Annotated in this window: 24 protein-coding genes and 5 pseudogenes; 14 read left to right on the forward strand and 15 right to left on the reverse strand. The window is 70.8% G+C overall.

Annotation, left to right across the window (positions count from 1 at the left end; genetic code table 11):
- The first annotated feature begins 5 nt into the window (after nt 1–5).
- The 7 genes and pseudogenes from ABZ079_RS33375 to ABZ079_RS33405 all read left to right on the forward strand — a co-directional run.
- Nucleotides 6–1,034, forward strand: a complete 1,029-nt coding sequence (locus ABZ079_RS33375; protein WP_356943206.1) for a 3-oxoacyl-[acyl-carrier-protein] synthase III C-terminal domain-containing protein — start codon at nt 6–8, stop codon at nt 1,032–1,034.
- Nucleotides 1,031–1,771 carry a glycosyltransferase gene (locus ABZ079_RS33380; RefSeq protein WP_356943207.1) on the forward strand — a complete coding sequence of 247 codons (741 nt, stop codon included), beginning with the start codon at nt 1,031–1,033 and terminating at the stop codon, nt 1,769–1,771. The genes ABZ079_RS33375 and ABZ079_RS33380 overlap by 4 nt, the downstream gene beginning before the upstream one ends.
- Nucleotides 1,771–3,249 carry a class I adenylate-forming enzyme family protein gene (locus ABZ079_RS33385; protein WP_356943208.1) on the forward strand — a complete coding sequence of 493 codons (1,479 nt, stop codon included), beginning with the start codon at nt 1,771–1,773 and terminating at the stop codon, nt 3,247–3,249. The genes ABZ079_RS33380 and ABZ079_RS33385 overlap by 1 nt, the downstream gene beginning before the upstream one ends.
- Nucleotides 3,246–4,019 (forward strand): glycosyltransferase, encoded by a 774-nt coding sequence (locus tag ABZ079_RS33390; protein WP_356943209.1) that lies wholly within the window; start codon nt 3,246–3,248, stop codon nt 4,017–4,019. Before ABZ079_RS33385 ends, ABZ079_RS33390 begins: the two co-directional genes overlap by 4 nt.
- Nucleotides 4,016–5,173 (forward strand): cytochrome P450, encoded by a 1,158-nt coding sequence (locus ABZ079_RS33395; protein ID WP_356943210.1) that lies wholly within the window; start codon nt 4,016–4,018, stop codon nt 5,171–5,173. Before ABZ079_RS33390 ends, ABZ079_RS33395 begins: the two co-directional genes overlap by 4 nt.
- Nucleotides 5,170–6,162, forward strand: coding sequence for an NAD(P)-dependent oxidoreductase (locus ABZ079_RS33400; protein ID WP_356943211.1), 993 nt, complete (start codon nt 5,170–5,172; stop codon nt 6,160–6,162). The genes ABZ079_RS33395 and ABZ079_RS33400 overlap by 4 nt, the downstream gene beginning before the upstream one ends.
- 103 nt (nt 6,163–6,265) lie before the next feature.
- Nucleotides 6,266–6,421: pseudogene (locus tag ABZ079_RS33405) on the forward strand (IMP dehydrogenase); the annotation flags it as partial.
- Between the two features lie 159 nt (nt 6,422–6,580).
- Here ABZ079_RS33405 and ABZ079_RS33410 read toward each other — a convergent pair.
- Nucleotides 6,581–7,879: a phosphatase PAP2 family protein gene (locus tag ABZ079_RS33410; protein WP_356943251.1), complete on the reverse strand. Its 1,299-nt coding sequence runs from the start codon at nt 7,877–7,879 to the stop codon at nt 6,581–6,583.
- A gap of 985 nt (nt 7,880–8,864) precedes the next feature.
- The gene (locus ABZ079_RS33415) at nt 8,865–9,068 is read right to left on the reverse strand and encodes a hypothetical protein (RefSeq protein ID WP_356943257.1); all 204 of its coding nucleotides are present in this window, start codon (nt 9,066–9,068) and stop codon (nt 8,865–8,867) included.
- On the opposite strand from ABZ079_RS33415, the pseudogene ABZ079_RS33420 reads away from it, so the two are divergent.
- Nucleotides 9,052–9,495, forward strand: a pseudogene (locus ABZ079_RS33420) (transposase); the annotation flags it as partial. The gene ABZ079_RS33415 and the pseudogene ABZ079_RS33420 overlap by 17 nt on opposite strands.
- Before the next feature lies 1 nt (nt 9,496).
- Here ABZ079_RS33420 and ABZ079_RS33425 read toward each other — a convergent pair.
- Nucleotides 9,497–9,820 carry a hypothetical protein gene (locus tag ABZ079_RS33425; protein ID WP_356943212.1) on the reverse strand — a complete coding sequence of 108 codons (324 nt, stop codon included), beginning with the start codon at nt 9,818–9,820 and terminating at the stop codon, nt 9,497–9,499.
- A gap of 95 nt (nt 9,821–9,915) precedes the next feature.
- Complete coding sequence (locus tag ABZ079_RS33430; RefSeq protein ID WP_356943252.1) at nt 9,916–10,842, reverse strand: Ku protein; 927 nt, start codon at nt 10,840–10,842, stop codon at nt 9,916–9,918.
- Nucleotides 10,843–10,984: 142 nt separating this feature from the next.
- Here ABZ079_RS33430 and ABZ079_RS33435 point away from each other — a divergent pair, with 142 nt between their 5' ends.
- From ABZ079_RS33435 to ABZ079_RS33450, 4 genes and pseudogenes are all read left to right on the forward strand, one after another.
- The gene (locus tag ABZ079_RS33435; RefSeq protein ID WP_356943213.1) at nt 10,985–11,254 is read left to right on the forward strand and encodes a hypothetical protein; all 270 of its coding nucleotides are present in this window, start codon (nt 10,985–10,987) and stop codon (nt 11,252–11,254) included.
- Between the two features lie 238 nt (nt 11,255–11,492).
- Complete coding sequence (locus ABZ079_RS33440; RefSeq protein ID WP_356943214.1) at nt 11,493–12,140, forward strand: TetR/AcrR family transcriptional regulator; 648 nt, start codon at nt 11,493–11,495, stop codon at nt 12,138–12,140.
- A 107-nt stretch (nt 12,141–12,247) separates the two neighbouring features.
- Nucleotides 12,248–12,595: pseudogene (locus ABZ079_RS33445) on the forward strand (IS5/IS1182 family transposase); the annotation flags it as partial.
- An 87-nt stretch (nt 12,596–12,682) separates the two neighbouring features.
- Nucleotides 12,683–13,177, forward strand: coding sequence for a cupin domain-containing protein (locus ABZ079_RS33450; RefSeq protein ID WP_356943215.1), 495 nt, complete (start codon nt 12,683–12,685; stop codon nt 13,175–13,177).
- Nucleotides 13,178–13,587: 410 nt separating this feature from the next.
- Here ABZ079_RS33450 and ABZ079_RS33455 read toward each other — a convergent pair whose 3' ends face one another.
- Nucleotides 13,588–14,094, reverse strand: a complete 507-nt coding sequence (locus ABZ079_RS33455) for an EamA family transporter (protein WP_356943216.1) — start codon at nt 14,092–14,094, stop codon at nt 13,588–13,590.
- A 67-nt stretch (nt 14,095–14,161) separates the two neighbouring features.
- Here ABZ079_RS33455 and ABZ079_RS33460 point away from each other — a divergent pair.
- Nucleotides 14,162–14,683, forward strand: a pseudogene (locus tag ABZ079_RS33460) (oxidoreductase); the annotation flags it as partial.
- 32 nt (nt 14,684–14,715) lie between these two features.
- Here ABZ079_RS33460 and ABZ079_RS33465 read toward each other — a convergent pair.
- The 8 genes and pseudogenes from ABZ079_RS33465 to ABZ079_RS33500 form a co-directional block, all read right to left on the reverse strand.
- Nucleotides 14,716–15,073, reverse strand: a pseudogene (locus ABZ079_RS33465) (transposase); the annotation flags it as partial.
- Nucleotides 15,074–15,654: 581 nt separating this feature from the next.
- Nucleotides 15,655–17,640: a glycoside hydrolase gene (locus ABZ079_RS33470; protein ID WP_356943217.1), complete on the reverse strand. Its 1,986-nt coding sequence runs from the start codon at nt 17,638–17,640 to the stop codon at nt 15,655–15,657.
- A 44-nt stretch (nt 17,641–17,684) separates the two neighbouring features.
- Complete coding sequence (locus ABZ079_RS33475) at nt 17,685–19,133, reverse strand: HAMP domain-containing sensor histidine kinase (RefSeq protein WP_356943218.1); 1,449 nt, start codon at nt 19,131–19,133, stop codon at nt 17,685–17,687.
- A gap of 5 nt (nt 19,134–19,138) precedes the next feature.
- A complete protein-coding gene (locus ABZ079_RS33480; protein ID WP_356943253.1) occupies nt 19,139–19,831 on the reverse strand; it encodes a response regulator transcription factor in 693 nt (230 codons plus the stop codon).
- Between the two features lie 435 nt (nt 19,832–20,266).
- A complete protein-coding gene (locus ABZ079_RS33485; protein WP_356943219.1) occupies nt 20,267–20,701 on the reverse strand; it encodes a subtilase-type protease inhibitor in 435 nt (144 codons plus the stop codon).
- A gap of 466 nt (nt 20,702–21,167) precedes the next feature.
- Nucleotides 21,168–21,635 (reverse strand): HIT family protein, encoded by a 468-nt coding sequence (locus tag ABZ079_RS33490; RefSeq protein WP_356943220.1) that lies wholly within the window; start codon nt 21,633–21,635, stop codon nt 21,168–21,170.
- A 198-nt stretch (nt 21,636–21,833) separates the two neighbouring features.
- Nucleotides 21,834–22,394: an isochorismatase family cysteine hydrolase gene (locus tag ABZ079_RS33495; RefSeq protein ID WP_356943221.1), complete on the reverse strand. Its 561-nt coding sequence runs from the start codon at nt 22,392–22,394 to the stop codon at nt 21,834–21,836.
- Nucleotides 22,391–23,215, reverse strand: coding sequence for an alpha/beta hydrolase (locus ABZ079_RS33500; RefSeq protein ID WP_356943222.1), 825 nt, complete (start codon nt 23,213–23,215; stop codon nt 22,391–22,393). The genes ABZ079_RS33495 and ABZ079_RS33500 overlap by 4 nt, the downstream gene beginning before the upstream one ends.
- A 29-nt stretch (nt 23,216–23,244) precedes the next feature.
- Between ABZ079_RS33500 and ABZ079_RS33505 the strand changes: the two genes are divergently transcribed.
- On the forward strand, nt 23,245–23,946 hold the full coding sequence (locus ABZ079_RS33505; RefSeq protein ID WP_356943223.1) for a hypothetical protein: 702 nt from the start codon (nt 23,245–23,247) through the stop codon (nt 23,944–23,946).
- Nucleotides 23,947–24,425: 479 nt separating this feature from the next.
- Here ABZ079_RS33505 and ABZ079_RS33510 read toward each other — a convergent pair whose 3' ends face one another.
- Together ABZ079_RS33510 and ABZ079_RS33515 are read right to left on the reverse strand one after the other, a co-directional pair.
- Nucleotides 24,426–24,830 carry an STAS domain-containing protein gene (locus ABZ079_RS33510; RefSeq protein ID WP_356943224.1) on the reverse strand — a complete coding sequence of 135 codons (405 nt, stop codon included), beginning with the start codon at nt 24,828–24,830 and terminating at the stop codon, nt 24,426–24,428.
- Nucleotides 24,827–26,098, reverse strand: a complete 1,272-nt coding sequence (locus tag ABZ079_RS33515; RefSeq protein WP_356943225.1) for a PP2C family protein-serine/threonine phosphatase — start codon at nt 26,096–26,098, stop codon at nt 24,827–24,829. Before ABZ079_RS33515 ends, ABZ079_RS33510 begins: the two co-directional genes overlap by 4 nt.
- Between the last annotated feature and the right edge of the window lie 747 nt (nt 26,099–26,845).

The following is a 26,845-nucleotide window of genomic DNA, read 5'->3' on the forward strand; positions in this document are numbered from 1 at the left end:
ACCTCATGCACATAGACCACGCTGCTCACGGGCCGGTGCTCCGGGCAGGCATCACGGCGGTGGCCTCCTGCCTGCCGAAGCGCGAAGTGACGTCTCAGCAGCTGCAGAAGCGAATCACCACAGCGTCCGGGCTTTCCCTGCCGGCGCGGATGATCGAACGGGTCACCGGCATCGCCTCACGCCGGGCGGTGACGGAGGGAGAGTACGCCTCGACGCTCGCGGTGCGGGCGGCCCGCACGGCGCTGGCCCGGGCCGGGCTCGCCCCGTACGACGTGGACCTACTGGTGTTCGCCTCCGCCACGCGGGACGTGGTCGAACCGGCGACCGCGCACATCGTGCAGGCCGAACTGGGTTCGCGAGCGCACGCGCTGGACGTGACGAACGCGTGCAACAGCTTCGTCAACGGCATCGACACGGCGCGGGCGATGATCCTCGCCGGCCGCGCCCGCCGTGCTCTGGTCGTCACCGGGGAGACCCCGAGCCGGGCGGTGCGGCACGACCCGTCCGGTCTCGGCCAGCTCAGGGACGGGTTCGCGGGCTACACGTTCGGCGACGCGGGAGCCGCGGTCGTCGTGGAGGCGGTGGACCGGGGCGGCATCCTCGACGTGGACACCGAGACCCACTCCGAGCACTGGTCGGTCGGGGGCCTCTTCGGTGGCGGCTCACGGCATCCACGTGGGGACGAGCACACGTACTTCCACGGTGACGGCGGCGAGCTGCGCGAGGTGTTCGAGAAGGTCGGGACGTCGGTGCTCGACCGGATGCGGCAGCGCACCGGACTGGCATGGAGCGACTTCCGGCACATCCTGGTGCACCAGGTCACCGTGCCGTACCTGGAGCGGTTCGTGGAACTCACCGGCGTCCCCCGGGAGCGGCTCGTCGTCACCGTCCCGGAGCTGGGAAACATGGCCAGCGCCACGCTCGGCGTGCAGCTCGACCTTGTCCACGAGCGGCTGCGTCCCGGTGATCGGGTCCTGTTCGTGGGCCTGGGCGGTGGCGTGAGCATCATGACGATGGTCTGGGAGAAGGCATGAGGTCCCTGTGGGTGGTGGTACCGGCGCACCAGGAGGCGGCGCGCATCGGCTCCACGCTGGACGCGCTCGCGGCTCAGCGCGACCGTGACTTCACCCTCGTCGTCGTGGACAACGCCTCGACCGACGGCACTGCGGCGATCGCGTACGACTTCGCCCGTTGGGCGCCCTTCCCCGTCCACGTCCTCAGCGAGCCGGAGAAGGGTGTGGGCTGCGCGGTGGACACCGGCTTCCGGTACGCGATCGGCAACGGCGCGGCGCTGCTGGCCCGCACCGACGCCGACTGCCTGCCGCGCCCCGGCTGGACGGCCGGCGCCCGCGAGGCCCTGCAGCGCGGCGCGGGCCTCGTCTGCGGACGTATCGACGCGCGTCGTGATGAGCACGGACCGCTCGGGCGGGCCATCTTCCGCGCGCTGGTTCGCGTGGCCGCGTTCTTCGGCCGGGTACGCCCCGCCCACCACCGCCGCCACGGCTACCTCGCCCCCTACCGGATGCACGCCGGCAACAACATGGCCATCACCGCGGCGCTGTACGAGGCCGTCGGCGGGATGCCGCGCCGTCCCTCGCCCACCGACCGGCTCTTCCTGAACCGGGTACGCCGCCACACCACCGCGATCGTTCACGCCCGTGACATGGTCGTGGAGAACTCCACCCGCCGGCTGCGGTCCTACGGCCTCGTCGGCACCGCACGCTGGTACCTGGACAAGGGACCGGGCCGCCATGGGGAGGACCCGCGCTGATGCTCGACGCCCTCGCCCACACCCTGCGGCGCCACCCGGACCGGCCCGCCGTCCTCGGCACCACCCACACCGGCGCCGTACGCACCAAGGCCACCCACGGGGACCTGGCCGACCTCGCCGACCGCTGCACCGCCGCCCTCCACGGGAGGGGCATCGGACGGGGCAGCACCATCGGCGTCGCCGTACGGCCCGGGCCCCGGGCCCTGGCCGTGATGCTCGCCGTGCACCGGCTGGGCGCACGGGCTGCGGTACTCGATCCGGGTGCCGGGCCGGACGTGCTGCGCGCCCGGCTCGCCCTGGCCCTTCCCGACCTCGTCCTCGCCGACGCCACCGCCCAGGCGGTCGCGGGCTGGGCCCGGCCGCTCGCCCGCCGGGCCCGTCTGGCTCTGCCGGACCTCACGGAGCTGGGGCCGGTGGTCACGGTCGGGCCGCGGCTGCCCGGCTGCGCCCCCGCCCTGGACACCGGCGTCCGGACCGCGGGACTGCCCCGCCCGGTGGACGAGGACGGCGACGCGGTCATCGTCTTCACCTCGGGCACCACGTCGCGGCCCCGCGCGGTGGTCCACACCCGCTCCTCGCTCGCCGCCGGCATGGCGACGGTGGCCGGCCTGGTCCGGCCCGAGGCCGGACGGCCCGTCCTCGGCGGCACCTTCTTCGTCCTCGTACCGTCCCTCGCGAGCGGAGCGCCGGTCGCACTGCCCGCCCGCTCCGCGCGCGTGCTGCCCCGGCAGCTGCGACGGCTCGCCCCGCAGGCCACCTATCTGACGCCGCCGCAGCTCCGGCGGCTGCTGGCCCAGGGCGGCCGGTTCACCGGGCGCGTGTGGACGGGATCGGCTCCCGCGAGCGCCGAGCTACTCACCCGCGTCAAGCGCGCGGGCGCCGACGAGGCGTGGGGCGTCTACGCGCTGACCGAGCTGTTCCCCGCCGCAGCGGTCGAGCAGGCCGACAAGGCCGCCTTCACGGGCGAGGGAGACCTGGCCGGCACCCCTCTTCCGGGGGTGGTGGCCAAGACGGACGCGTCCGGTGAGCTGCTGCTGTCCGGCCCCGCCGCCCGGAACCGCTACCTGGGCGAGGAACCGGACCCCTGGGTCGCCACCGGCGACCAGGCACGCCTCGACGGTGGCCGGATCGTGCTGGAAGGCCGCCGCAAGGACATGGTTCTGCGGCGCGCGGAGAACATCTACCCGGGACTGTACGAGCCCGCGCTTCACGTACCCGGCGTCGAACTGGCCCTGCTCGTGGGCGTACCGGCTGGTGACGGCGACGAGCGCCTGATCGCCGTCGTACAGCCGGGCCGGGGGGCCGACCGCGACACGCTGCGGGCAGCCCTGGCCGAGCCGCTGGAGCGCATGGGTTCCGCCCGGCCGGACGCGGTTCTGCTGGCCGACATCCCGCTGTCCGGCCGCTCCTTGAAGCCCGACCGCGCTGCCACCGCCCGCCTCGCCGCCCGGCGCCTCGCTGAGCGGAGCCGGGGATGACCTCGCCGGGCAACGCACCGCTGTGGGCCGTGGTGCCCGCCTACAACGAGGAGGCCGGGATAGGAGCCACGCTCACCGCGCTCGCCTCCCAGACCGACACCGGCTTCGCCCTGGTCGTCGTCGACAACGCCTCCACCGACGCGACCGCCGGTATCGTGCGCCGCTTCGCCGCCACCGCGCCCTTCCCCGTGCACCTCGTCCACGAGGGGGAGCGGGGCACGGGTACCGCCGTCGACACCGGATTCCAGTACGCCGTCGAACACGGCGCCGAACTGCTCGTGCGCACGGACGCCGACTGCCTGCCCGCCGCCGACTGGATCGCTGCGGCGCGGAGGGAGTTCTCCCGCGGCACGGAGATGGCCTGCGGCCGAAGCCTTCCGCGCCGGGACGAGGACCCCTCACTCGCCGAGCGGTACCTGCTCCCGGCGGTGGTCAGGGCGACCGCACTGTACGGGCGCTACCGCACCCGGCACCGTCACCCACGCTACCGAGCGCCCTACGTGCTGTGCCACGGCCACAACCTCGGCATCACGGCCGCGCTGTACCTGCGCTGCGGAGGCACGCCCCGCACCCCTCTGGAAGGACCGCCGGAGGACGTCGTGCTCCTCAACCGGGCGCGCGAGTACAGCGACCGGATCGCGCGGGCCGAGCGGATGGTGGTGTACACCAGCTTGCGCCGTCTGAGGGCATGGGGTGCTCGACAGACCCTTCTGTGGTGCTGGGACCGCCGCTACCGCCCCGCCGACCCACAGGAAGTGCACGTCCGGTGACTACCGCCCCCGCATCCGCCTTGCCCAGCAGCCCCTCCGCTGTCCGCGCGGCCCGCCGCCGGGACCGGCGCGTGTACACCCGGTCCCACCCCCTGCTGTTCGCCCTCCTCGCCGCCACCCGCCGCCGGGCGGTGACCCGCATCGGCGGCGCGGTGCTGGTGCACGGCACGGAGACGTACCGGCAGGCCCTCACCCGCGTCCCGCTGGACCGCACCGCGGCCGGCACCACCGGCGGCGCCGCCCGGGAACTGTCCGTGGGCGGGACGCTGTTCGACCAGGAGGGCACCGGTCACCGTGCCACCCGGCGTGCGGTCGCCGACGACCTCGGCGCGGCCGCAGTGGAGCGGCTGCGCCCGGTGTGGCGCGACGTCCTGACCCGCCGCCTCGCTCCGCTCGGCGCGGGCCGCGACGTCGACCTCGTACCGCTGGCCCGAGAACTGGCCGGGGCCACCGTCTGCGCGCTCCTGCACACCACCGGGGACCCGGTAGGCATCGCCGAAGCGGCCGCCGAGGCGGCGGCCACCGCCGTACGCGACCACCTGCCCGGCCCACGGCCGGGCACCGCGCGGGCGGCGGCCGCGGCGACGGCGCGGCTGGAGGCGCTGCTCGCCCCGGCCACGTCCGACGAGAAGTCGGAGTCGGCCCTGCGGGCCATGCTCGCGGTCGCCGCAGTCAACACCACCGTCGCGGCCCTCCCGCGCGCCGCCGCCTGGTGTGCCGACGCGCGGCTCTGGGACCAGGCGGCAGACGACCGGCTGCGGCCGGCCCTGGTGGGCGAACTACTGCGGGTGATCGCCCCTTCCCCGCTGCTGCCCCGCGTTTCAGCGGCCGACGCCGACCTCGGTGGCTGCCCGGTAGGGGCGGGGGACCGCCTGATCCTGGTGGCACGGCACGCCGCGCGGGCCCACAGTGATCCGCCGGACGCCCGTCACCCGGCTCCGCCGGCCGTGGCCCAGCTCGTCTTCGGCGTCGGCACCCACGCCTGTCCCGGCGCACGCCTGGCTCGCGCACAGCTCGACGCCACCCTCGCCGCGCTCGCCCCCTACCGCCCCACCGTCCTGCGCGCCCGCGTCGACCGGAGCGCCGCCCTGCCCGGCTGGCGGTCCCTCACCCTCCGGGCGGCTGACGACCACGAACACCCGGAGGACCGATGACCACGATCGCCGTCACGGGGGCGAGCGGCTTCTGCGGCTCCCACGTCGCAACCACGGCCGCCGCTCGCGGCGCCGACGTCCTGTGCGTCGGACGGCGTCCCGGGCCGGTCGGCCGGCACATCCCCTGGGACGCCGCACGCGACATCCCGGACCTGTCCGGCGCCGACCTCGTCGTGCACTGCGCTGCGGCGGTCGGCGACCCGGTGCCCGGCTCCCCCGCCGAGGCCGCGATGCGTGCCGTCAACGTCGACGGCACGGCCCGGCTCCTTCAGGCGGCCACCGGCCGGCCGGTGGTGTGGGTGAGCAGCGCCAGCGTCTACGCGCCCGGGAGGGGCCGGTCCAGGATCACCGAGGACCATCCGGTGCGCGGGCACCTGAACGCGTACGGCCGTACCAAGGCCGCTGGAGAGGCGCTGGCGCTCGCCGCCGGTGCCGTGGTGCTGCGACCGCGGGCGGTCTACGGCGCCGGGGACCCGCATCTGGTGCCCCGGCTGCTGTCCCGCGTCCGTCGCGGACTGCTCATGCTGCCGGGGCCCAGTGTCCGCCTCAGCCTGACGGCCGTCGAGAACCTCACCGACGCCTGCCTCCTGGCCGCCGGCTGGCAGCCCGGCGCGTACAACATCGCCGACCCGACGCCGTACCAACGGGACGAGGCGATCCGGACAGTTTTGCGTGCCCACGGGGTACGGGCGCGCATCGGCCACATCCCGCTGCCGGTGGCCCGTACCGCGGCGGGGGCCGCCCAAACGCTGGCCCTGCTGCGCCCGCACACGGAACCGCTGCTCACCCGCTACTCCGTCGACCAGCTGGCGCATTCCGTCGTCCTGGACGTGTCCAAGGCCGAGTCCCAGGGGTGGTCAGCCGGTCGCACCCTCACGGACTACACGGCTGCCGTGCTGACTACCGCGAGTGTGCGCGGCGCCCGCCGGCCCCGCGGTGGTTCTGGCCAGCCGGGTCACCAGCACGAGCGGGGGGCGCGTACTCGGTGAGGCGTGGTGGCCGAGACAATCCGCAAGTGCCTCCCACGTGGCGGCATCGAGCCCACACGGCTGGTCGGCGCGGACGGCGCGTTCACCGACGGCGGCGCCCAGTGCGGGTGCCCACATCGAACAGCTCATGCCCGGCATCCTCGACGGCACGATCGATCCGGGCCGCGTCTTCGACCGCACCGTCGTTGTGGACGACATCGCCGACGGCTGCCGGGCCAAGAACGACCGAGACGCCCTCAAGGTCCTCATCCGCCTCTGACCCTCACCGTCCCGGCCATCCCACCGCGCCGCACCGGTAGGGGTTCAGGTCAGTGACCTGGTCGGGGTCAGGCGGATTCAGGGAATCGGACAGGCCTTGAGAGCAGCCGGCTGGCCTTGGCGTGAGATACCGCGCGGAGCGCCGACGATGCAACCTGGCTCACACCAGTTCGGGCTGCGGTTCCGGTTGCCGCGCTGGTGCGGCCTTCGGTTCCCACACTGCGGTGGTCCGTACGTAGCCGTGGACCACTGAGCTCATCGCCATAATGACAAGTGGTCCACATACCCACGGATGCCTGGCCATTTCCATCGGCAGGTAGCGATACGACACCAAAAGCGCAGCGAAGACCGCTGTGCCGTAAGCGACCAGCTGGATTCCTGATCGATCCCAGCCACGGTCGAGCGAGCGCATAGCTGCCTCGATCGTCAGCGCAAACACCACGCCGGCAACGAGATCCACGCCGTAGTGGTAGCCGAAGCCCAGCGTTGCGCTGAGCGTGGCGATCAGCCAGAACGTCCCCGCGAATCGCAGAATCCGCGGGCCCTTGCGGGAGTGGATGAAGATCGCGGTAGCCCACGCGGTGTGCAGACTGGGCATGCAGTTGCGCGGGGTGATCTCGTCGTATGGCACCGGGTGCGGGGTATGGATCGGCGGTGGCGTGTCCGGCCACAGGTTGGCCACCGCCCAGTGCACGCCGCCGGTGCCGGACGCACCCGGGCCGTAGGCGAAGACCGGACCGACCACCGGGAAGAGCATGTAGATGCCCGGCCCGAGGAGGCCGATCACCAGAAAGGTGCGCACCAGATGATGGCTCGGGAAACGGCGCTCGACCCTCACGTTACGCAGCTGGTACAACGCCACGACGACCGCGGCCACCGCAAGCTGGGCGTAGACCCAGTCCAGCAGATGGGTGCCGATCGGGCCGGCGGCCTTGACCATCCGGCCTACCAGCCACGACGGGTTGCCCAGCGCGTGATCGGCGGTTGCCACATACTGGTCGCGCACCGCCGGGCGGGTCTTCGCCGTGATGAGCAGCCAGGTGTCGCCGGTCTTGCGGCCGGCCACCAGCAGCAGGCCCAGCCCGACACCCTTCAGCAGCAGGACACGTTCCCGGCCGGTGCGGCGCGTGACAGCGATGACCGCATAGCCCAGAATCACCCACAACGCGCCGTTGCCGAAGTAATGGCCGTCGGTCATCTTCGCCCCGACCGCCCACCGCACCAGCACGAAGACGACGTCGATACCGATCGCGACACCGGCCGCGATGAACCGTTGCCGCCAGGTGAGCACCACCATCATCAACGCCATACCGGCGTACAGCGGCCCCGGTTTGGGCGCGAACACCACCTCTTTCACCTGGTTGGTCATCGGCCCCGGTACGCCGGCGTAGCGACGCGTGGCGATCTCCAGCGTGATGAGGAATCCGAGGGTCACCACACCCGCCGTGGCCCACAGCATCGTCCGCGGTTGACGCCACGCGACGCATGCCATCCTGCCGTTTATTCGCGAAGACATCCGCGAGAAGATAGGTATCAATTGTTTGGCCGATTTGTTAGAAGTTGGTCAAAAGGTCACTTTCCGTGCCGAATAGCGTGGTTCTCCGTTCGAGGGCGTGCGACGGCTTCAGCGACGCGGCGAGGACCGGCTGATACCACTGCGGCATGGCCGGCCCGCTTCGTCGCCTCGGTCAAATTTAGCGTGTGGGTCACGTAGCCCTGGCCGCGGACCATGGGCAAGTAACTTGGGCCGGCTACACGGTCAACCTGTGAACCTCCGCCGCCGGAGATGCCACTGCCGTAGCGGCCGCAGCAGCCCGCCCCTTTGCGCGGGATGCGGACCAGTAGCCGGAACCGGGGATTCCGGTCCCGCGCGCCGCAGCGGCTCCATTCGTCGCGCCTCGAGTTCAGGGCTGCTGGGCATCCATCCCCACTTCCGGAGCGCCAACCGTCACATAGTCGCGTCCGCGGTCGGGGTCGAGGTTTCGTATCTGGTAGTCCGCGAGAATCCGTCACGAAGTCCGCCTCGACCAGGCCCGACCGATGCGGGCGATGGCCTCCATTTTGGTTACGGACCGAACAGGTTCATCGGCTCCGTACACAGTTCGTCGGCACTGCTGCGACCTTCGCGGCCAGCCGCCATCGGGGAGAGCTGCGCCCGGACGACAAACTGCAACTCACCGCGTCCAGCGCAGGTCGTGGTGGGGTACGACTCGGTGGTCTCTCGTACGTGCGAAGGCGGCTGCTCCCGCCCGCGTCCTGGCCGCCGTAGGTGGTCGCCTCGCAGATCGGGTAGGTCCTCTGCTCTGCGACCGCACCTCTCCGCATGCCCCCTCCCGTAATCAGCGGTGCCACGAGCCCTGCCGGACCGTGCCGGTCCGCAGGCGGTGGCCCGTCCTGGGCGGGGTGTCGGGGCGGGCCCGCATCGACGGCGTTCGCCCGGTGGGTCAGCGCTGGTGGTTGCCGTGCTCCTCGCCGTCTGCCGGTTTCGGTGTGCCGGCGGTCTTGTCGGCCTGGACGGTGAAGGCCGCGGTGCGGACGGTGTCGTTGTGCTGGAAGTCGAGGAAGAGGCGGTAGGTGCCCGCGCCGAGCTTGCCGCACCGACGTCCGGGGCCCGGCCGCCCCCCGTTATCTTCGGTCGGCGACGCCACCCTGTGGGGCGTCAACCGCCGCAAAAAGGGTGCCGCGAACACCCTGGCCGCGCTCAGGTCGATTCGCGCGGCCCGCCCGGACGGCGCCCCGATCTACGTCATTTTGGACAACCTGTCCGCCCACAAGGGCGAGACGATCCGCCGCTGGGCGAGGAAGAACCGGGTCGAGCTGTGCTTCACGCCGACCTACGCGTCCTGGGCGAACCCGATCGAGGCCCACTTCGGGCCGCTGCGGCAGTTCACCGTCGCGAACTCGAACCACCGCAACCATGCCGTCCAGACCCGTGCCCTGCACGCCTACCTGCGCTGGCGCAACAAGAACGCACACCACCCCGACGTGCTCGCCGCCCAACGGAAGGAGCGCGCTCGCATCCGCAGCGAGAAGGGTATCCGCTGGGGCGGACGCCCTCTTGCTGCCGCAGCCTGATCTACCGCGCGGCCCGCAGCGCTGCCGCGATCTGAACCACATCCAGGTCGACGACGACCTCCTCGGCGTCCCACACGCCGCGCGAGGAGATCGCCAGGCCGATGAAGGCCAGCTCGGCAGCATCGTCTCGCAGTTCATACTCTTCGCGGCTCTCCTCGCCGACCTTGCCCAGTTCCTCGCGATCCCAGGCAGCAACCGCCGACTCAGCCACGGACCGGGGCAACCGCACCTTGAGCCGACTGATCTGGGGATCGAGGTGAGCTCCGACCGCCGCTAGCACGGCCCGGTCCTGCTGATACCTCACGTATTGCTCGCGATCTTCCACGAGCCGAGAGTACTCAGGCCATACCGAGGCACCGCATCCAAAGCCGGTGAACCTATGCGGTCACGGCACTAGAGATCACGATCTACGGCTGCGTGCTAGGCACTGCGCGGCCGTCGGCCCGCCGTCTTCTTCGCGGTCGTCTTCTTCGCCGTGGCCTTCTTGGCCGCCTGCTTCTTCGCGGCCGCCGCCTTTTTCTTCGGCTTCGGCAACTCGTGCACGTCGGCGTCGCCCGCCGGCTCACCCCGCGAGGCCTTCGCCTTCGACACCGACTCCTGCAGCGCGGACATCAGATCGAGCACCTGGGCCGGCTGCTCCGGCTCAGGCGCCTCCGGCAGGGGCTTCTCCCCCCGCTTCGCCTCGATGATCTGCGCCATGGCCTCGGTATAGCGGTCCTGGAACTCCTCACCCTCCAGATCCTCGCGGGTCATGGTGTCCATCAGCGCGAGCGCGCCCTCGATCTCCTCCTCGGATACCTCAACCGGCGGCGGCAGCAACTCGGAGGGGTCACGGATTTCGTCCGGCCAGCGCATCGCGTGCAGCACCAGAACGTCGTCGCGAACCCGCAGCAGGCCGAGGCGCTCACGACCCGACCAGGCGTACTTCGCCACGGCCACCTTGGCCGAGCGGCCGAGCGCCTGCACGAGCAGCTTGTACGGCTTCGCGGCGACCTGGCCGGCGGGCTGCAGGTAATAGCCCTCGCCGATCCGGATCGGGTCGACCGACTCCAACGGCACGAACGCATCGATCTCGATCGCCTTCGCCGTCGGCAACGGCAGGTTGCTCAGGTCCTCGTCCGTGATCGGGATGACCTGCGTCTTGGTCAGCTCATAGCCCTTGCCGATCTCCTCCTGGGAGACCTCGCGGTCCTCCAGTTCGCAGATCTTGCGGTAACGGACCCGCCCGCCGTCCTCCAGGTGGTACTGGTGGAAATGGATCGAGTGGTCCTCGGTCGCACCGACCACATTGATCGGCACCGTGACCAGACCAAACGAGATAGCACCGGACCAGATCGTTCGGGGCATGGCACACCTTCCGTATTCGCCCCCGCGCACCGCCAGGCTACGAACACCACACCAGGATTGCACGCAGAAGTGGCTAATGGGACGAATGGGACGAACCAAGATGGTTACTCCGGATGCGACCCGACAGAACGGAGACCACCAAATGGTCATCAAGAAGATGCACGACATGGGCATCCGCAGCGAGCACGCCTATCTCGCCGGCCTCGCCTCCATCGGCCTCACCGTCGCCACCTGGGCGGGCTCCCTCAGAATGGAGCCCGGTACCGGTCTGGCCCGTGCCGATCGCTGGGGCATCTTCATCGGCGAATGGGCACCCACCTTCTTCGGCCTCGGTCTCGCCCTATCCCACTACGAGCAGCAAGACGGCACCCTCCTCGCCGGCACCGTTCATCCGCTGCGCGAGGCCGGCTGACCCGAAACCATGACGAGAGTCGCGTCAGCCGCACTCTGCTGATGGAGTGGACGAACGAGTGCCTGCCCGCCCACGACTGGTACCGGCAGGACGTCCACGGGATGAGCGGGTGGGGCGCATTGCCCCTGGTGCGGCTGGCGTGGGTCGGCCACCTGACCGGGCAGCCCCCGGACGAAACTTCACACCCTCGGCACTGGCGGGTTGCAACATAAAAATGCCACGAGGGTAAGATTGCGTCATGGCTATCCAGACACCCGCCCCCGGCGGTGGACTTCGTGAGACGAAGAAGCAGGAGACCCGGCAGCTCATCTCCGACCACGCGACCCGGCTGTTCATCGCGCAGGGCTTCGAGCAGACGACCATCGCCGAGATCGCCGCCGCCGCCCGCGTGGCCAAGAAGACCGTCACCAACTATTTCTCCCGCAAGGAAGACCTGGCCCTGGACCACCAGGAGGAGTTCGCCGCCTCCCTGGCCCGCGGCGTCACCGCGCGACACCCCGGGGAATCAGCGCTGACCGCACTGCGCCGCGCGTTCGCCGACGCCGTCGCCGCCCAGGACCCGGTCGCCGGGTTCTCCGGCCAGGAGTTCGCCCGCATGATCGCCGACAGCCCCACCCTGAGCACCTGCCTGCGCGGCCTGCATGACCAGCGCGAACACCACCTCGCCCAGGCGCTCGCCAAGGCCACCGGCGCTCAGCCCGACGACATCGGCGTCCGGACCGCCGCCGGACTGCTGGGCGCCGTCCACCGTGTGCTGTTCCAGCGCATCCAGGAGCTCACTCTCGCCGGACACCCCAACGACCAGATCGCCCAGACCATCACCGCCGAATCGACCCAAGCCTTCGACCTGCTGGAACCCTCCCTGTCCGACTACGCCACCGCCTGAAGGTAGTGATAGCGGGCCCGCGAGGCCGGGACGGACAGGGAAGGTGCTGCTGGGTCGTCATCCGCGCGGTGCGGCAGGCCTGCACCTTCGTGGCCGCTGCTCCACTCGGCGAGCTGGGGCGTCCACTCACGTTCGTCATCGCACCAGGCCAGTGGGGCGACGCCCCACAGGTGGTCCCCGTCCTCGGCAGCGGCCACCCCCGCTCACGGCCCGATCCTGGACGCTGACAAGGCGTACGGTTCACGTCGCGATCGGCCTTACCTGTGACACAGGCAGATCAGGCACACGCCATTCCCGAACGCAGAGACCAGCGGGCCAGCCGCCAGCGCCGAGACAGCGCGGGGGCCCGCAGGCTTCAACCGCGCGATGTACGAGCGCCGGATGCAGCCGAGCGAACGATCAACGCTCTCAAGGGCGTTCGGGCCGTAGCCCCCCGCTTCGACAAGCGAGCGTAGGTCTTCCACGGGACCGTGACCGTTGCCGCCGTACGCCTCTGGCTCCGCTCATGACTCGCCGGACAGTCCCTGGGTCACAATGCCCCCATGACCGATCATCAGGCCCCCACACCCAACCGTCCGCTGCTGCGCCGCCCCCGGGACGGTGAACTCATAGACGTCGCCGGTGTCGCGCACTTCTTCCGGCTCACCAGCGAGCACACGGGCGGGCTCTTCGCCTTCGAGGAGTTCAGCCTCTCCCCTGGCACCATTGGCGCCAGGCCACACGTGCACGACGGACATGACGAGTACTTCTACGTTCTCGAGGGCGAGTTGACGCTGCACACGGGAGACGGCGAGGTGACGGTCGGCCCGGGACATCTGCTCGCCGCCACCCGCGGCACCCCGCACGGCTTCCGCAACGCGGGGCCGGCCCCCGCACGCGCCCTGTGTCTCTACACCCCCGCCGGCTACGAAGACTACTTCCGCGACGTCCACGCCGCTGTGAGCGCCGGGGCCGAGGTGACCGACGAGTTGCTGGCCGAATTCCGCAGTCGCCACCGGACCAGTTCTTACCAGGTTCCCTCGGACAGGAGGTCCTAGTTGTGCCGTCCGGGACGGCTCTGGTCCGCTGCCGAGTGACTGCATGCCTTTCGCCACACCGTCGGGGGGCATGGAAGACATCACCGCATGACATGGCGTCCTGGCCCCAGTCGATGCCCAGCATGGCCGTCGAAAGCCCCGCTCCGCCCAGCGCCTCAGGCTGACTACCGACGGCCGGCGGCGAGGCTTTTGATCTTTCACCGTTGACCAGGACAACCAGGCAGCCGCAACCGCCGATGCAGTACTCGGCCCCGCCTTCGGATGTGCGGTGGTGGGACTTCAGCGCCCACCACCGTGTAGCCCTGGAAGAAGACTCGTGACAGACGGGGCAGCAGTCGTCCGGAAGCGTGACCACGGAAGGGGATGTCATGCCGACCAACATGACGTCATTGCCTAAGTCACTTCAACCATTACTCACGGCGCCTTGTTGACGCGGGACGCGCGTCGGGCTGATCGGCGGGGCCGTCACGCCGGGCGGTGCGCCGCACCGACCAAGCGCCAGCGAGAGCTACCAGCGTCATGGCAACCAGTTGACGTGCCGTGAGCTGCTCATGGAGCAGGACGAACCCGACGCCCGCCGCCGCAGCGGGGCTCAGCGCGAGCAGCACTCCAAAGACGCGTGTCTCGATGCGCCGCAAGACCGTCATATCCAGCGCGTAGGGGATCAGTGAGGACAGGAGGGCCACCAGGAACCCGGTGCCGAGGACGGCAGGGTGGGCCGCCACGCCGGCACCATCGGTAGCGGCAGTGACCGGAGTCAGCGCGCAGGCGCCGACGGCAAGCGCCAAGGCCAAGCCCGTCCAGTCGGGGAACAGGCGCCCCACCCGCTGACTCAGGACCACATACCCGGCCCGACACAGCGCGGCTACGCCTCCCAGCACGATCCCGGCGGCGGAGAGTGCCGCTCCCGGGCTCACCAGCAGTGTGCAGTCCGCCTGGCAGCTGCGCCCCCATGACGGGTCCATCAAAGTGGACGAGGCAGGCGAGCGACGGGAGGCAGTGGGGCGGCGGGACTCCGTGGCCCGCCGCGTGGCATGGATACGACGCGGCCCGGGCTACAACCCCCAGCCCTACGAGCAGTTGGCAAGCTGGTACCGGAAGGCTGGCCACGACGACGACGCCCGCCGCGTACTCCTGGCCAAACAGCGCCATCGGCGTCAAACTCTGTCCCCGGCCGCGCGTGTGTGGGGATACCTGCTCGACCTGACCGTCGGCTATGGCTACCGTCCCTGGCTGGCCGGCGTCTGGCTCCTCGCACTGACCTTGCTGGGCATGCTGTCCTTCGGCACTCACTCCCCCACCCCGGTCAAACAAGGCGAAGGCGCCCCGTTCCAGCCCCTCGTCTACACACTCGACCTCTTGATACCCATCGGTGGTCTGGGTCAGCGCACGGCCTGGTACTGGTCGAATCACAGCCTCCAGTGGCTGGCCTACCTGCTGATCGCCTTCGGTTGGGTGCTGACGACCGCCGTCGTCGCGGGTGTCACCCGCACCTTGCAGAAAAGCAAGCAGTCGACGGCTGACTGCAGGCGTCGCCTGCAGAGCAGTGCGCACCCGAGAGTGAGGAATGCTTCGTGCATGTCGTCGCGGGATCTTCCAGCGGATCCGCAGGCGGCGGAACCAGTGCAGGTGAGCGGACGCGCGCTCGAACCAGCGTTGGGTGCCAAGTCCGGAGCCGTGCTCGGTGCCCCGGCGGGCGACCAACGGCTTTACGCCGGGATCCCAGACCAGACGGCGGTACTTGTCGTGGTCGTAGCCGCGGTCGGCCAGGACCACGTTGGGGCGGCGCCGGGGCCGGCCGCGCTTGCCCCGTACCGGCGGGATTGCCTCCAGTAGTGGGATCAGCTGGGTGACGGCGTTGCGGTTGCCGCCGGTCAGGGTGGCGGCGAGCGGGATGCAGCACGAACAGGATGCCCCGGAACACCGCCCACAGCTCGTCGTCGACTTCCCACGGCTTCGGCCGCGCCACCCCGCACCCCGGAATCATGTGCGAGAGACGCTGGTGCGCTGATCGCGACGGCATTCGTCGTCGCAAGGCGTCGGTGTTGCGCTCGCGGATCGGGTCGGCCTCGCGAACAGCAGGCCGAACACCAAGATCGCCGACGAGCTCGGCTGTGACGGGGGCACGGTCGGCACGTGGCGCCACGCCACCGCGACGCTCGCCGCGGCGTTGCCGACTGCCCGGTCGCTGGGCATCCCGCAGGCACTCTTGTCCCAACGGCGCCCGCGTCACGTCCGGGCGCCCGCCTCCCGAGCATCCGCGAGGCCTGCCGGGTGAGGAGGTCCGCGAGGTCCGCGACTTACCGACCTCTCGTCGCAGTGTCGAACTCCCCCGACTCGTCCGGCACCAGCCCGCGACGTGATTTACCGCCTCAGCCCGGGTCCCGGCGTCCGTGGGTCTCCCGGTTCGCCGTCGCCGCGGCCGCTCGGTCAGCCACGGCCCGCAAAGCACTGCGGGCGCGTGACGAGACCGCTTGTTACAGTCCGGCCGGGCAGAGTCGTTGGGCTTTTCCTCCGTGGACCACCGCGTCGATGCAGCCGCCCGGCAGCCCGTTGTGAGCCGTGGTGGAGAAGTTGGCGGTGACGGTCAGCGCGTGGTCGCCGAAGGTCGTCCGCTGCACCAGACCGTCGGACGTCAGGCGACGGAAGCCGGTCATCGGCTCGGTCGCCGCCGTCTTGTGCAGCGGCTCGAAGTACCGCTGCAACTGGGCGACCCGGCTGCCGTGTTGATCGAGTTCGGACTGGCTGAGTACGAGATTGAGGGGCACGTTGTAGAGCATCGCCAGCAGGGCGCGGGTGCGGCTCTGGTCCGGCAGCTTCGACCAGGACAGCTCCCAGCGTTCGGTGCTGATGACAGAGTCGTGCAGCACCGTCTGGTAAAGCGGCACCCGGTAGCTCGGGTCGTACATCGCCTTCGCGACGTCGGCCGGGAGGCGGACCGGCTTGAAGAAGACCGCGGGCGCGGTGCCCGGCGCGTATCCGCCCCAGTTCTGCCGGTCCTTCTCCAGCGCCCACAGCCGGTCGTCGACGGGGGTGCCGGAGCCGTGGCTGAAGGACAGCACCCCGTTCGCCCAGGAGCCGGCGCTTTCCGAGCCCAGCACCAGCTTGCGGTCGCCCGACAGCCACGCCATGCGCCGCAGCCGGTTCCGGCGGTCCTGTGCCGGTGTCATCGGATGCGCGGGAGAGTGGTCGGTGAACAGCTCACCGGCCGCGTCGACGTCCAGGAAGTAACTGTCGGCGCCCGACGCGGTCATCTGCCGGGTGCGGTCGGCCAGATAGTGCCGGGACGGCTCGGCGCGCCGGAGCGCCTCGGAGCTGACATAGCAGCCTCGGCCGCCGAAACCGGTGACGATCCTGCCGTCGGGTCGGTGGACACAGGCGTCCTGCCACACCGGGGCGGGCCACTTCGACACCGGGGTGTCGGCCGTGGCGGGATTCTGCGCGTTGGCCCAGGAGTCGTACGGTCCGACCAGGTAGCCGGCCCGTTCGGCGAGGGTCGTCGCCTCACGGCTCAGGGGGGAGCCGTCGGCATCGTAACCGAGCCACATCCGGCCGATGCCGAGCTCCCGCAGCCGCCGTACGCCCTCGGCGGTGCGCGCCTGGCCCCAGGCGTAGGCGTGGAAGGCGCCCACCAGCTTGCCGACCTCGGGATTCCGGGCGATCTTGGTACGCAGCGTCGTGATGCCGCCATGGCGGAGCAGCCATGCGCGGTAGTCCTGCGCCGCGGCCACCGGCGAGCCGTCGGTGAGCGCGAACGTCACCGAGTACTTCCCCGTGCCCTGCCGCGACGAGAACGCGTGCTCGGTCTCGGCGTGCAGACGACCGCGGGTGGAGACGAACTTCAGCGTGGTCCCGATGTCGGACTCGGCGATATAACTCGCACCGTGCCGTCCGGACAGGCTGGTTCCCCAGAACGGCATGGTCAGGCCGTCGGCCATGCCCGCCTCGGATCCGGCCAGCCCCGCCGAGTCGCTGTTCCACCACCGGTCGGCGACCGGCACGGACAAGCCCTCTCCGCGCGGGATCTGCAACTCCTTCGTGGCCGGGTCGGTTGCCGTGACCGGCCAGCTCAGGGTGGCCTCCCGGGTGGAGCGCACGGTCACCGCTAGCCTGCCGTCCCGCGCGGACGCGGTGACCGTGAGACCCTTCGCCGGGTAACGCCAGGATGCCGTCGCGCCGTGCACCGAAACCTTCCCGGCGGGGCCCAGGGCGCCCGCCGCGGGTGCGGAGAGCTGCCAGGCGGAGCCGTCGTCGGCCTGCGCGCGGACGGCCAGCGAGCTGACGTCCAGCAGCGCTCGTCCCCCGGCGACCCGTACGGCGACCTGGTCCCCTTGCACGTCGACCCGTGCGCGATCCGTGCCCGTCCCGAACGCGGTGGCAGCGCCGACCACACCGATCACCGTGAGCGCACCGCTCAGCGCGATTACCTTGTTCTTGGTCCTCTTCAGCTTCCTCGTCTTCACGGTCGGCCAGTGTGCTGACGGGGACTAAGAACTTTGTGAGAACGCTAAGCCTGTCGGTGACGTGCGGCCGGAGAACGCGGCCCGTCGGACGGGACCCGGAGGCGGAAGAGGGCGCCCCGGCCGGGGGCGTGTTCGACGGTGAGGTCGGCGTGGTGCGCGCGGGCTATCTGGCGGGCCATGGCCAGCCCGAGGCCGGAACCAGGCAGGGCGCGGGCCGAGCGGGCGCGGTAGAAGCGGTCGAAGACGTACGGCAGGTCCTCCTCGGCGATGCCCGGTCCGTGGTCGCGGACGACAAGGTCCAGCCGGCCGGCGGGACGGGTGAGCGTCACCTCGACGGGGCGGCCGGGCGGACTGAACTTCGCCGCGTTGTCGAGGAGACTCGACAGCAGGCGCGAGAGCCGGGCCGGGACGCCCGCGATCGTCGCGGCGTACGCGGCGTGGTCCACACAGAACTCGAAAGGCACGTTCGGCCAGTGGTCACGAGCCGCTCCGACGGCCTGGTCCACGACCGAGGCCAGGCGCACCTCCTCGACGAGCGGATCGGGTTCCTCCTCGCGGGCCAGCTCGATCAGATCGTTGACCAGCAGTGTGACCTCGCGCAGTTGGCGGCCGAGCGCCGCGGCCGCCCGCTCTCGCTGGGCGTCGGTGAGGCGGGCGGAGCGGGCGAGCAGCTCGGCGTTGGTGCGTAGCGCGGTGAGCGGGGTGCGCAGCTCGTGCGAGGCGTCGGCGACCAGGCGGCGCTGGGCGGTGACGGACTTCTCCAGTTCGTCGAGCATGGTGTTGAAGGAGGCCGCGAGCCGGGTGATCTCGTCCTCGCGGCCCGCGCGTTCCGGCGGCAGCTCGATCCGGTGCCGGGCATCGCGGGTGGTGGCGATGCGCTCGGCGGTCGCGGTGAGGCGCCTGACGGGGGCGAGGCCCGTGCGCGATACCCAGGAGCCGAGGACGCCGGCCAGCACCACCCCGACCGCACCGACGGCGGCGAGCAGGCCGGCGGCCTGCCGCACCCCCTCGTCGACGGTGTCGGAGCGCACCGCCACCTGAAGGGCGCGGCCCTCACCCAAGGGTGTGGTGAGCATCCGGGCACGGTGGCCGGCGAGGCGGATCCCGCTGTAGTACGGGCCGTGCGTCCCTGCGGCGACCTGGCGGGTTCCGCCGGTCATGGGCAACAGATAGGGCGTGGCGGGGTCGTCGCCGGGCCGCGCGGGCACCATCTGGGCGCAGGCCGGTGCGGCAAGGTACCGGCATTCGCCCTGCACCACACCGAGAGGTTCACGCCGGTATTGCTGCGCGTCCAGCCGGGCGGACTGGGTCAGGTGCAGGTCGAGCTGGTGGAGCAACTGCTGACGGATCACCAGGAAGGCCGCCGCGCACACACCGACCACCACGGCCGCGACAGCGCAGGACGCCGCGAAAGTCAGCCGGGTGCGCAGCGGCCGGCGGCGCGGCCAGCGGGCGTGCGAGCGCCCGCCCTCCCGCGGTGCGCGCCCGCGCACGCCCCTCACGGCAGATCCAGCCGATAACCGACGCCGTGCACGGTGTGCACGAGCCGTGGCTCGCCCCCGGCCTCCAGCTTGCGCCGCAGATAGCCGATGTACACGGCCAGGGAATTCGATGTGTGGCCGAAGTCGTGGCCCCACACCCGCTCCTGGATCGTCTCCCTCGGCAGTACCTGTCCGGGGTGCTGGAGCAGTAGTTCCAGCAGCGAGAACTCGGTCCGGCTGAACTCGACGGTGCGTGGTCCGCGCCGCCCGGTCCGGGTGGCCGGATCCACCACGAGATCGGCGAAGGCCAGCTGCTCGGATCCGGTTGCCGGCCCGGTGGGCGCGCTGCGGCGCAGCAGCGCCCTGACGCGTGCCGCCAGTTCGTCCAGGGCGAAGGGCTTGACGAGATAGTCGTCCGCACCCGCGTCCAGGCCGTCCACCCGCTCGCTCACCGAGTCCAGGGCCGTCAGCACCAGTACGGGGGTACGGTCCCCCAGGGCCCGGAGCCGACGGCAGGCCGCGAGGCCGTCGAGGCCCGGCATCATCACGTCGAGCACCAGGGCGTCGGGCTCCCAGTCGCCGACCGCCGCCAGCGCCGCCGAACCGTCCCCGGCCGCGCGTACGTCGTAGCCCTCGACGGCAAGTCCGTCCAGCACGGCGTCGCGCACCTCGGGCTCGTCGTCCACCACCAGGATTTTCGGCGCTCTCATGGGGCCGCCAGCAGTACTCATGGAGAACAGCCTGCCAAACCCCGTCTCACCAACCGCTTTCCAGGCCCGTCTCGCGGCGCCGGCCGCGCAGAACGAGGCAGGGCGAGGTGGCGGCGGGCTCCGGCGAACAGGTGACGGTGGTGGAAGGGGCCGCTGCTGTTCATCACCGACACCGGGACGGTGACGGCTACGCCGGACCTCTCAGCGTCGAGAGACCGCGACTCCCGGTCGATGCCGCCTGAACGGCCCGCTCCCTCATCCCTCCTGGGGGAACCCCACGGGACCAATCCCACCGACGAACACTCACGGACCGGCCGCGCAGGGCCCCGGCCGGAACTCGCCACCGGTTCTCACCACCGCCGACACCCAACCGAGAGAGCGGAACTCGGGCAGTCGCCGGAGGCGGGGCGTGCAGTCGCCCTCAACCACGGTGTTTCAGAAGGCGAACACCGAAGCCCCTTGAGCTTCCTTGATGCAAGCGTTGCCGAAGGTGCGCGCGTAGTTCACGCGCTTGCCACGCCACACGCCTTGCGCGGTGACGACGACCGGACGGTACTCCTTCGTGCAGTACCGTTGTCCGCCTTCTCCACCGAGCGTGGCCAGGCGGTCGAAGTCTCCGCCCACCTGCGCCAGTTCAGCACAGGCCTTGCGTGTATCGGGGTGGGTTCCCGAGGCGGTGGGTGCGCAGCTGACCGTCACCACACGCTCCGGCACCGTCTCGGCGGCGTTCTCGCCGTGGCCGACGGTCAGGACCAGAGCGGCGGGAGCGTACAGCGAAGCGGGGGCGCCGTGTGCGGGTGTACTCAGAGGGGCCGACAGGGCCGTGGCGAGGAGAGCGCCCGCCGTCGCCCAGCGTGTTGTCGAGTGCATGGTGTGGCTCCTTCCGTTGATGTGCTCGGTTGCGCTGAAGTACCCCTCCCGCCTCTCTCCTCCCGGGAGAGCGGGGTCAAATGCGCTGAAGCGATACGATTGAGACTAATTGCGCATTGCACCAGTGGCTTGATCGAGTCATTACCATGCTCATGACATGCGCGTCCTGGTCATCGACGGAAAGCCATGACCGAAGTCCATCGGTGCGAAATGGCGCGAACCGCTCTCTCGGTGTGCGGGTTCTCCCGAAGGCGCCCGCGAAAGCAGCAGCCTCACTGATCAGGCATCACCTCAGTGACGTCAGGGCGGCTTCCGGTGGCTGGCGAGACGGCGAGCGGGTTCCGCGCCGGTCGATGCGCGGGCGCTTGCCATGCGGGGGGGCAGGGGACATCGCCCGGTGCGGGCAACCGCGGGTCATTCAGCAGGCCCCGGTCTCGCCGTCGCCAGCTGGTGGGGTACGCCGCCGTCAGCCGGTGGGATCTCCAGGGGGGATTCCACTGCGCTGCAGGCCCGCCCTGACCAGCGCGGCGTCGTCATCCAGGGCGGCACGCGACCGCTCCTGCCACCGGACCTCCAAGCGGAACCGGTCGTCCGAGGTACGGGGAAAGACGTGCACGTGGAGGTGGAAGACCGTCTGATCGGCGGCCTCTCCGTCGGCGAGGAACACGTTCACTCCCTCACAGGGCAGCCCCGAGCGCCGCAGGGCCCGCGCCATCAGGTGGACGACTCGGAAGAGGTGGGCCATCAGAGCCTCGTCGACGTCCTCCAGACCCGCGGCATGCATCTTGGGGATGACGAGGAGGTCTCCCGGCGCCGCCGGGTGGATATCCATGAAGGACAGGACGCGCGCGTCCTCGTACACGCGGCTGGCCGGCACCCGGCCGAAGACGATGCCGCAGAAGGCACAAGCAGGATCACCGGAGAACAACTCCATGGACCCAGCATGCGGCAACAGCTTGTCCGAGCAGTGCCCGACCCCGGCGGACCTGAGCGCGGGGAGTGCCGTGTCCGCGGCGGTGGAGCAAGGCGTCGCGGACTTGCCCGGGCCTGCTGTCGAAGCGTCGACCGCGCACGTCCAGTTCCTTCCCGCGCTGCCGACGGCTTGCGATGTTGTCGCCCACGTGGTCTGCCGCTACCGGGGTGCGATCGCAGTGAGCCAGTCGTCGACGGTGACGACATCCGCCCACTGCGGGAACAGTCGCTCGATAAGGACCCGGTGCACCTCCGGGTCGGTGTCCAGACAGGCGTCGGAGAGGACGGTGAGGCCGAAGTCCAGGTCGTTCGCCTGGCACAGGGTGTACAGCACCACAGCGCTGGTGGCGATGCCGGTGAGCACGAGGCCGTCGATACCGCGCGCCCTCAGCACCACGTCGAGATCGCTGCCCGAGAACGCGCTCGCCCGTCTCTTGGAGACCACCACGTCCCCCGGCCGGGGCGCGACCTCGGGGTGGATCTCGGTGCCTGGGTCGCCCTCGACGTACAAACCGGCCCGCGCGATGGCGGTGAGAGCCCTGTTGCGCTGGCCGACTTCCGGAAAGCCGGGACGTAACGCGATGACCACGTAGATCACGGGGATGTCCGCCGCCCGGGCCCCGTTGATCGCCCTGCGCAAGCGTGGCAGGTATCCGGAGCCGTCGTCAGCGATGTCCACGATGGCCCGTTGGACGTCCATCACGAGGAGGGCGCTGCTCATGCCGCCTCCAGGAACGAGGTCAGTTCGGCGTTGAAGCGGGCCGGGTTCTCCATGTTCGGGTAGTGCGCGGCCTCGGGCACGGTGGTGGCGCGCCCGTCAGGGACGAGCCGTGTCAGGCGGTCGGCCATGGCGAGGTGGTCCGGGGCGTCCAGGGCGCCGTTGATCGCGCGCACGGGGACGGCGATCCCGGGCACGCGCTCCCAGGTGGCCGGGACCGGCACTCGGTGGTCGGGCTCCCCCGGCACGTGCTTGCCGAGCGTGCCGAGTGCCATATCCCGCACCCGGCGCACCACGTCGGGATCGACGTCGACCAGGTCGCGGTGCGGGCCGGCGGTGAACCGCTGGAACGCGTCGGCCCAGCCGGCCACGTCCCCCGTGGACAGCGCCCGCCCCTGGGCCGCAAGGACATCCAGCGCCCAGGGGTCCTCGAAGACGGGCTCGCTGGTGCCGACGCCGCTGACGACGACCGCCCGGACCAGTTCCGGGTGTTCCAGCGCGCAGTCGACGGCGGTGGCGCCGCCCATCGACACCCCGACCAGCACGGCCGGCGTCGCGTCCAGGCCCCGCAGCAGCGCGGCGACGTCGTCGGCGGGCCGGAAGGGGCCGGTCGCGTTGTCCGAGCCACCATGTCCGCGGGCGTCGAGCGCGATGACCCGGTGGCTCGGGGCGAAGACCCGGAGCTGCTCCTGCCACATGCGGTGATCGAGAAAGCCGCCGTGCAGGAACACCAGGGGTGGCCCGGACCCGGCCTCACGGTAGGTGAGTCGGCCGCCGGCGGTCTGCAGGAAACGGATCGGGACGGATACGAGATCGACGCTCATGACAACCAAGATGTCATCCTCCCCACAGCTTGGCAACCGAGGTGTCATGTTGCGACCTGGCGGACGAACGCACAGCGACCCTCGCCGCGCCCTCCCTGGACGAGTCGGCCGAACGCCTCACACGGGTCTTCGACCTGGTCGGCCGCCGGCCGGGCGGGTGGGCGCGTAAAGAAGCTGGGACCGGGTACCCGCAGCGCATGATCAGGCGAGCCCTGTGGCAGGGGCTGGTCGCCGGTACCGTCGGTGGCGTGGTGATGACCCTCGGCGAGAAGATCGAGCAGGCCGTCACCGGTCGGCCCGACTCCCACGTGCCCGCGCGGGTTCTCCAACGCCTGGCCGGCCTGCCCGAGCGCCCGGGAGCACAGCAGCCGCCGGTCAACTGGGCCATGCACTATGGCCAGGCCGCCCTGCTCGGCGTACTGCGCTCGATCATGGCCCAGGCCGGCCTGCGCGGGCCGCTGGCCTCCGCCAAGTTCACCGTCGTCCGCCTCACCAACGACCAGATTCTCGAGAACGCGACCGGCGTGGGTGCCCCGCCGTCCACCTGGCCGCGCGGGGAAATCGTCCTGGATGTCCTGCACAAGGCGGTGTACGCCTTCACCACCGGCGCCGTCGCCGACGCCCTTGCCGACCGCGGCGGACCCGGCCCCGGACAGGAGCACGCCGCCCTGCGCCCCGGCCGCCGTCCCGATGTCGGACCGCTTCCCCGCAGGGACGCCCACGGCCGGTGAAACCTCGGCCGTCGGACATCCGCACGGCCTGGCCGGGGATCACGCGACGTCGGCCACCGCGCCCTCAGCGGCGACCGGCTCAGGTGCCCCGGTAGGCGGCGCGACGCATCGCGGCCGGTGCGGGGCCCGGCGTGAACTCCCGCGCGTCGTGCGCGTGGACGCAGGTGTCGAATTCAGCGCTCTCCTGCGGCCGTGTGGGCAGAGCGGTGCGCACTGTGAGCAGGGCGAGCGCGCACGCACCAGGACCGGTCGGACGTCTCGGCGCACAGGTCGAAGACAAGCGGTCCGGCGGCCGGCGCCCGGCCCAGGCCGACCGGGTCACCGTGCATCGGCCCCCGTCCTGAACATCGGGGGAAAGCGGCCAGGACGCGGAACGACCACTTACCCGGCACTCACGGCCAGGGGCATGGTCTTCCTGGCGCGGGCTCTGGCAGTCCGCGTGACTGACACTGGTTCGTACCGCATGTGCCCGGCAGCCGCTACGTGGCAGCTCCTTCCGCACGGGCTGCGGACGACGGCCGACGGTAAGGCGCCGTCTCCTGCTGAGCGGCCAGGGCTTCCATGAGGCTGGCGTGGATGGAGAAGACGGTGTGTGCGCCGGTGATGGCCAGCAGCCGCTGCGTCTGGGCGGGGACGGCGGCCAGCGCCAGGGTGGCGTCGTTGGTCTGCGCGTGCCGGAGCAGGCGTAGGAGGGTGCTGAGGCCGGAGGAGTCACAGAAGGTGACCTGGGACATGTCCAGCACCACGTGACGACGGGTGGTCAGCACGGCGGTGGCCTGCTCATGGAAGCCGTCGGCGGTGCGGAAGTCCAGGGCACCGGTCAGCGTCAGCACGGCGAGGCGATCGCCGGCTTCGCGGACGGTCAGCCGCAGGTCGGCGCTCACTGAGAACCACTCCTGCCTTCACGGTCCAGTCCGGTGGCGGCGTGGGATGGCAGACCGGCCAGGGCCGCTGCCTGATCGGTGAGGTTCGCGGCAGGTCCGAGCCATTCGCAGAACAGCACGGTCGCGTCGTCTTGCAAATGCCCGTCGTGATAGTCGAGCACCGCGTGGATGAGGCGGCGCAAGGTTTCGGGCACGGGCATGCCGTCCGCGTGGTGGCGGATGAGGAAGTCGGTGAAGCGGTCCAGGCCGAACTCTTCGTCGCCGGCGCCGCGGGCTTCGGTGATGCCGTCGGTGTACAGCACGAGCCGGTCTCCGGGCTCCAGCTGGTCGCGGCAGAGCGTGATCGGCAGGCCCAGGCCGGTGCCCATCGGATGTGCGGGCCGGCAGCTCAGGTGGGTGCTCCAGCGGCCACCGCGAATGATCACCGGGGGGTGGTGGCCCCGGTTGACCCACGTCAGCACGCCGGTACGGGTGTCCAGGTCGGCCAGGATGCCGGTGGCATAGCGCTTCAGACCGTACTGCTCCATCAACGCCGCCTCGATCCGCTCGGTGATCTCGACGAGGCCGGACCCCTGGCGGCGGGAATTGCGGCAGGCGCCCATGGCCAGATGGGCGGCCAGGCCGGCGGCGGTGTCGTGGCCCATCGCGTCGAAGAGCGACAGATGCACCACATGACCGGCGGTAGCGTAGTCATAGGCGTCCCCGCTGATGCCGTAGGCGGGCTCCATCGCGGCGGAGATCACCACCCGTCCATCGGCGTAGGTAGGCGGGGGCATCAGGTGCCACTGCATCTCGGCCGCGATGTTCAACGGCTGCGTCCGCGTCAGCCGCGCATGCGAATCACTGCTACGCCGCTTGCTGTCGATGATCAGGGCGAGCAGGGCAGCCAGCAGGATCATGTCTTCCCGTGTCCGCGCGTCGTCGTCAGCGGTGGTGATCCGCAGCACGCCAAGGCGTTCGGTGCCGTCCAGCAGAGGAACCCACCAGTGACTTCCCTCCGGGCCCGCCGCTGCTCCGGGAAGAATCTGCCCCTGCTGGAAGACGCGTCCCGGCACCGTGCCCTCGATCTTCAGCTCGCTTTCCTCGCCGACTGCTCCTTGTCCGGCGTCCAGGCCCTCGCCGGTCAGCAGCCGCAGCACGTCACGCTGAAGATCCCCCAAGTAGATCAGTACCTGGCTGAAGCCGACCGCAGCCGCGTGCTCGGCCGTCTTTGAAGGCAACAGCTCCAGCGGCATCAGGTGGCTCGCGGTCAGCAGACCCGCGAGCATCCGCCGCCCCTGCTCATCCCGGCACTGATCATTCATCAGCAGCGTCCCACCGTCGCTGAGGCCAGCACGCTGCTCTCGCACAGAGTGCCCTCGATTCCAGTCTCCCCCGCCCCCGCCTCAACGGCGAGTGGATCCACGTCTGGTACCAGCGCATACCGGAATCTCAGCGTGATCCACGACCATGTCCTTGTGCTCCCATGGGAGGCCACCCCCTGCTCCGCGGCTTCGGCGACTCCGCCGTCTCCTGGGGTGCGGCGGTCCATCCGACGCGGTAGTGGGATTCAGCGCCGCGTTCGTCGACCGAGGCCGGGAAGGTGGGGTCGCTGGCGCGAGACGAGGCGGTCCAGCGGCGGGGCGGTTCAGGGGCAGGTAGTGGTCGGCCATTCGTCTCGCGCAGGCGTGCTGAGCTGGACCGACGGGTGGTTCTCGTGTCGGCCACCCCCGCCGGGCAGGCGCTGCGTACTCAGGCGGAGGCCGCATGGCAGGGGCTCGAGGCGCTCACCGTCGGTGATGGCTCTGGAGCGATTCGAGCAGAACCTGGCCTCCGCGCAGTCCGGTGCTCCCCGGTCGTCGACCACCCGATGATCATGTCCGAAAGGTGGCGTTCGGCCGTGCCACCGCTTCGTGGGCGGTGCCAGATCGAGACCAAACGGATGATGCCCACCTGGGATCCCTCCCGGCCTCAACGGACCAGGGACGCCGGGGACATCGCCGGCTGGAGGCGGCCCTCCGCGCACGGGAAAGCGG

Origin of the sequence: Streptomyces sp. NPDC006314 (genome assembly GCF_040613075.1) — a bacterium.
Lineage (GTDB): Bacteria > Actinomycetota > Actinomycetes > Streptomycetales > Streptomycetaceae > Streptomyces.

Bases quoted from the DNA above. Each gene is read 5' to 3' on its own strand.
- ABZ079_RS33375 (WP_356943206.1), top strand. From the start codon at position 6: ATGCACATAGACCACGCTGCTCACGGGCCGGTGCTCCGGGCAGGCATC.
- ABZ079_RS33380 (WP_356943207.1), top strand. From the start codon at position 1,031: ATGAGGTCCCTGTGGGTGGTGGTACCGGCGCACCAGGAGGCGGCGCGC.
- ABZ079_RS33385 (WP_356943208.1), top strand. From the start codon at position 1,771: ATGCTCGACGCCCTCGCCCACACCCTGCGGCGCCACCCGGACCGGCCC.
- ABZ079_RS33390 (WP_356943209.1), top strand. From the start codon at position 3,246: ATGACCTCGCCGGGCAACGCACCGCTGTGGGCCGTGGTGCCCGCCTAC.
- ABZ079_RS33400 (WP_356943211.1), top strand. From the start codon at position 5,170: ATGACCACGATCGCCGTCACGGGGGCGAGCGGCTTCTGCGGCTCCCAC.
- ABZ079_RS33410 (WP_356943251.1), bottom strand. From the start codon at position 7,879: ATGCTGTGGGCCACGGCGGGTGTGGTGACCCTCGGATTCCTCATCACG.
- ABZ079_RS33430 (WP_356943252.1), bottom strand. From the start codon at position 10,842: ATGCCCCGAACGATCTGGTCCGGTGCTATCTCGTTTGGTCTGGTCACG.
- ABZ079_RS33435 (WP_356943213.1), top strand. From the start codon at position 10,985: ATGGTCATCAAGAAGATGCACGACATGGGCATCCGCAGCGAGCACGCC.
- ABZ079_RS33440 (WP_356943214.1), top strand. From the start codon at position 11,493: ATGGCTATCCAGACACCCGCCCCCGGCGGTGGACTTCGTGAGACGAAG.
- ABZ079_RS33450 (WP_356943215.1), top strand. From the start codon at position 12,683: ATGACCGATCATCAGGCCCCCACACCCAACCGTCCGCTGCTGCGCCGC.
- ABZ079_RS33480 (WP_356943253.1), bottom strand. From the start codon at position 19,831: ATGAGAGCGCCGAAAATCCTGGTGGTGGACGACGAGCCCGAGGTGCGC.
- ABZ079_RS33485 (WP_356943219.1), bottom strand. From the start codon at position 20,701: ATGCACTCGACAACACGCTGGGCGACGGCGGGCGCTCTCCTCGCCACG.
- ABZ079_RS33490 (WP_356943220.1), bottom strand. From the start codon at position 21,635: ATGGAGTTGTTCTCCGGTGATCCTGCTTGTGCCTTCTGCGGCATCGTC.
- ABZ079_RS33495 (WP_356943221.1), bottom strand. From the start codon at position 22,394: ATGAGCAGCGCCCTCCTCGTGATGGACGTCCAACGGGCCATCGTGGAC.
- ABZ079_RS33500 (WP_356943222.1), bottom strand. From the start codon at position 23,215: ATGAGCGTCGATCTCGTATCCGTCCCGATCCGTTTCCTGCAGACCGCC.
- ABZ079_RS33515 (WP_356943225.1), bottom strand. From the start codon at position 26,098: ATGCTCGCGGGTCTGCTGACCGCGAGCCACCTGATGCCGCTGGAGCTG.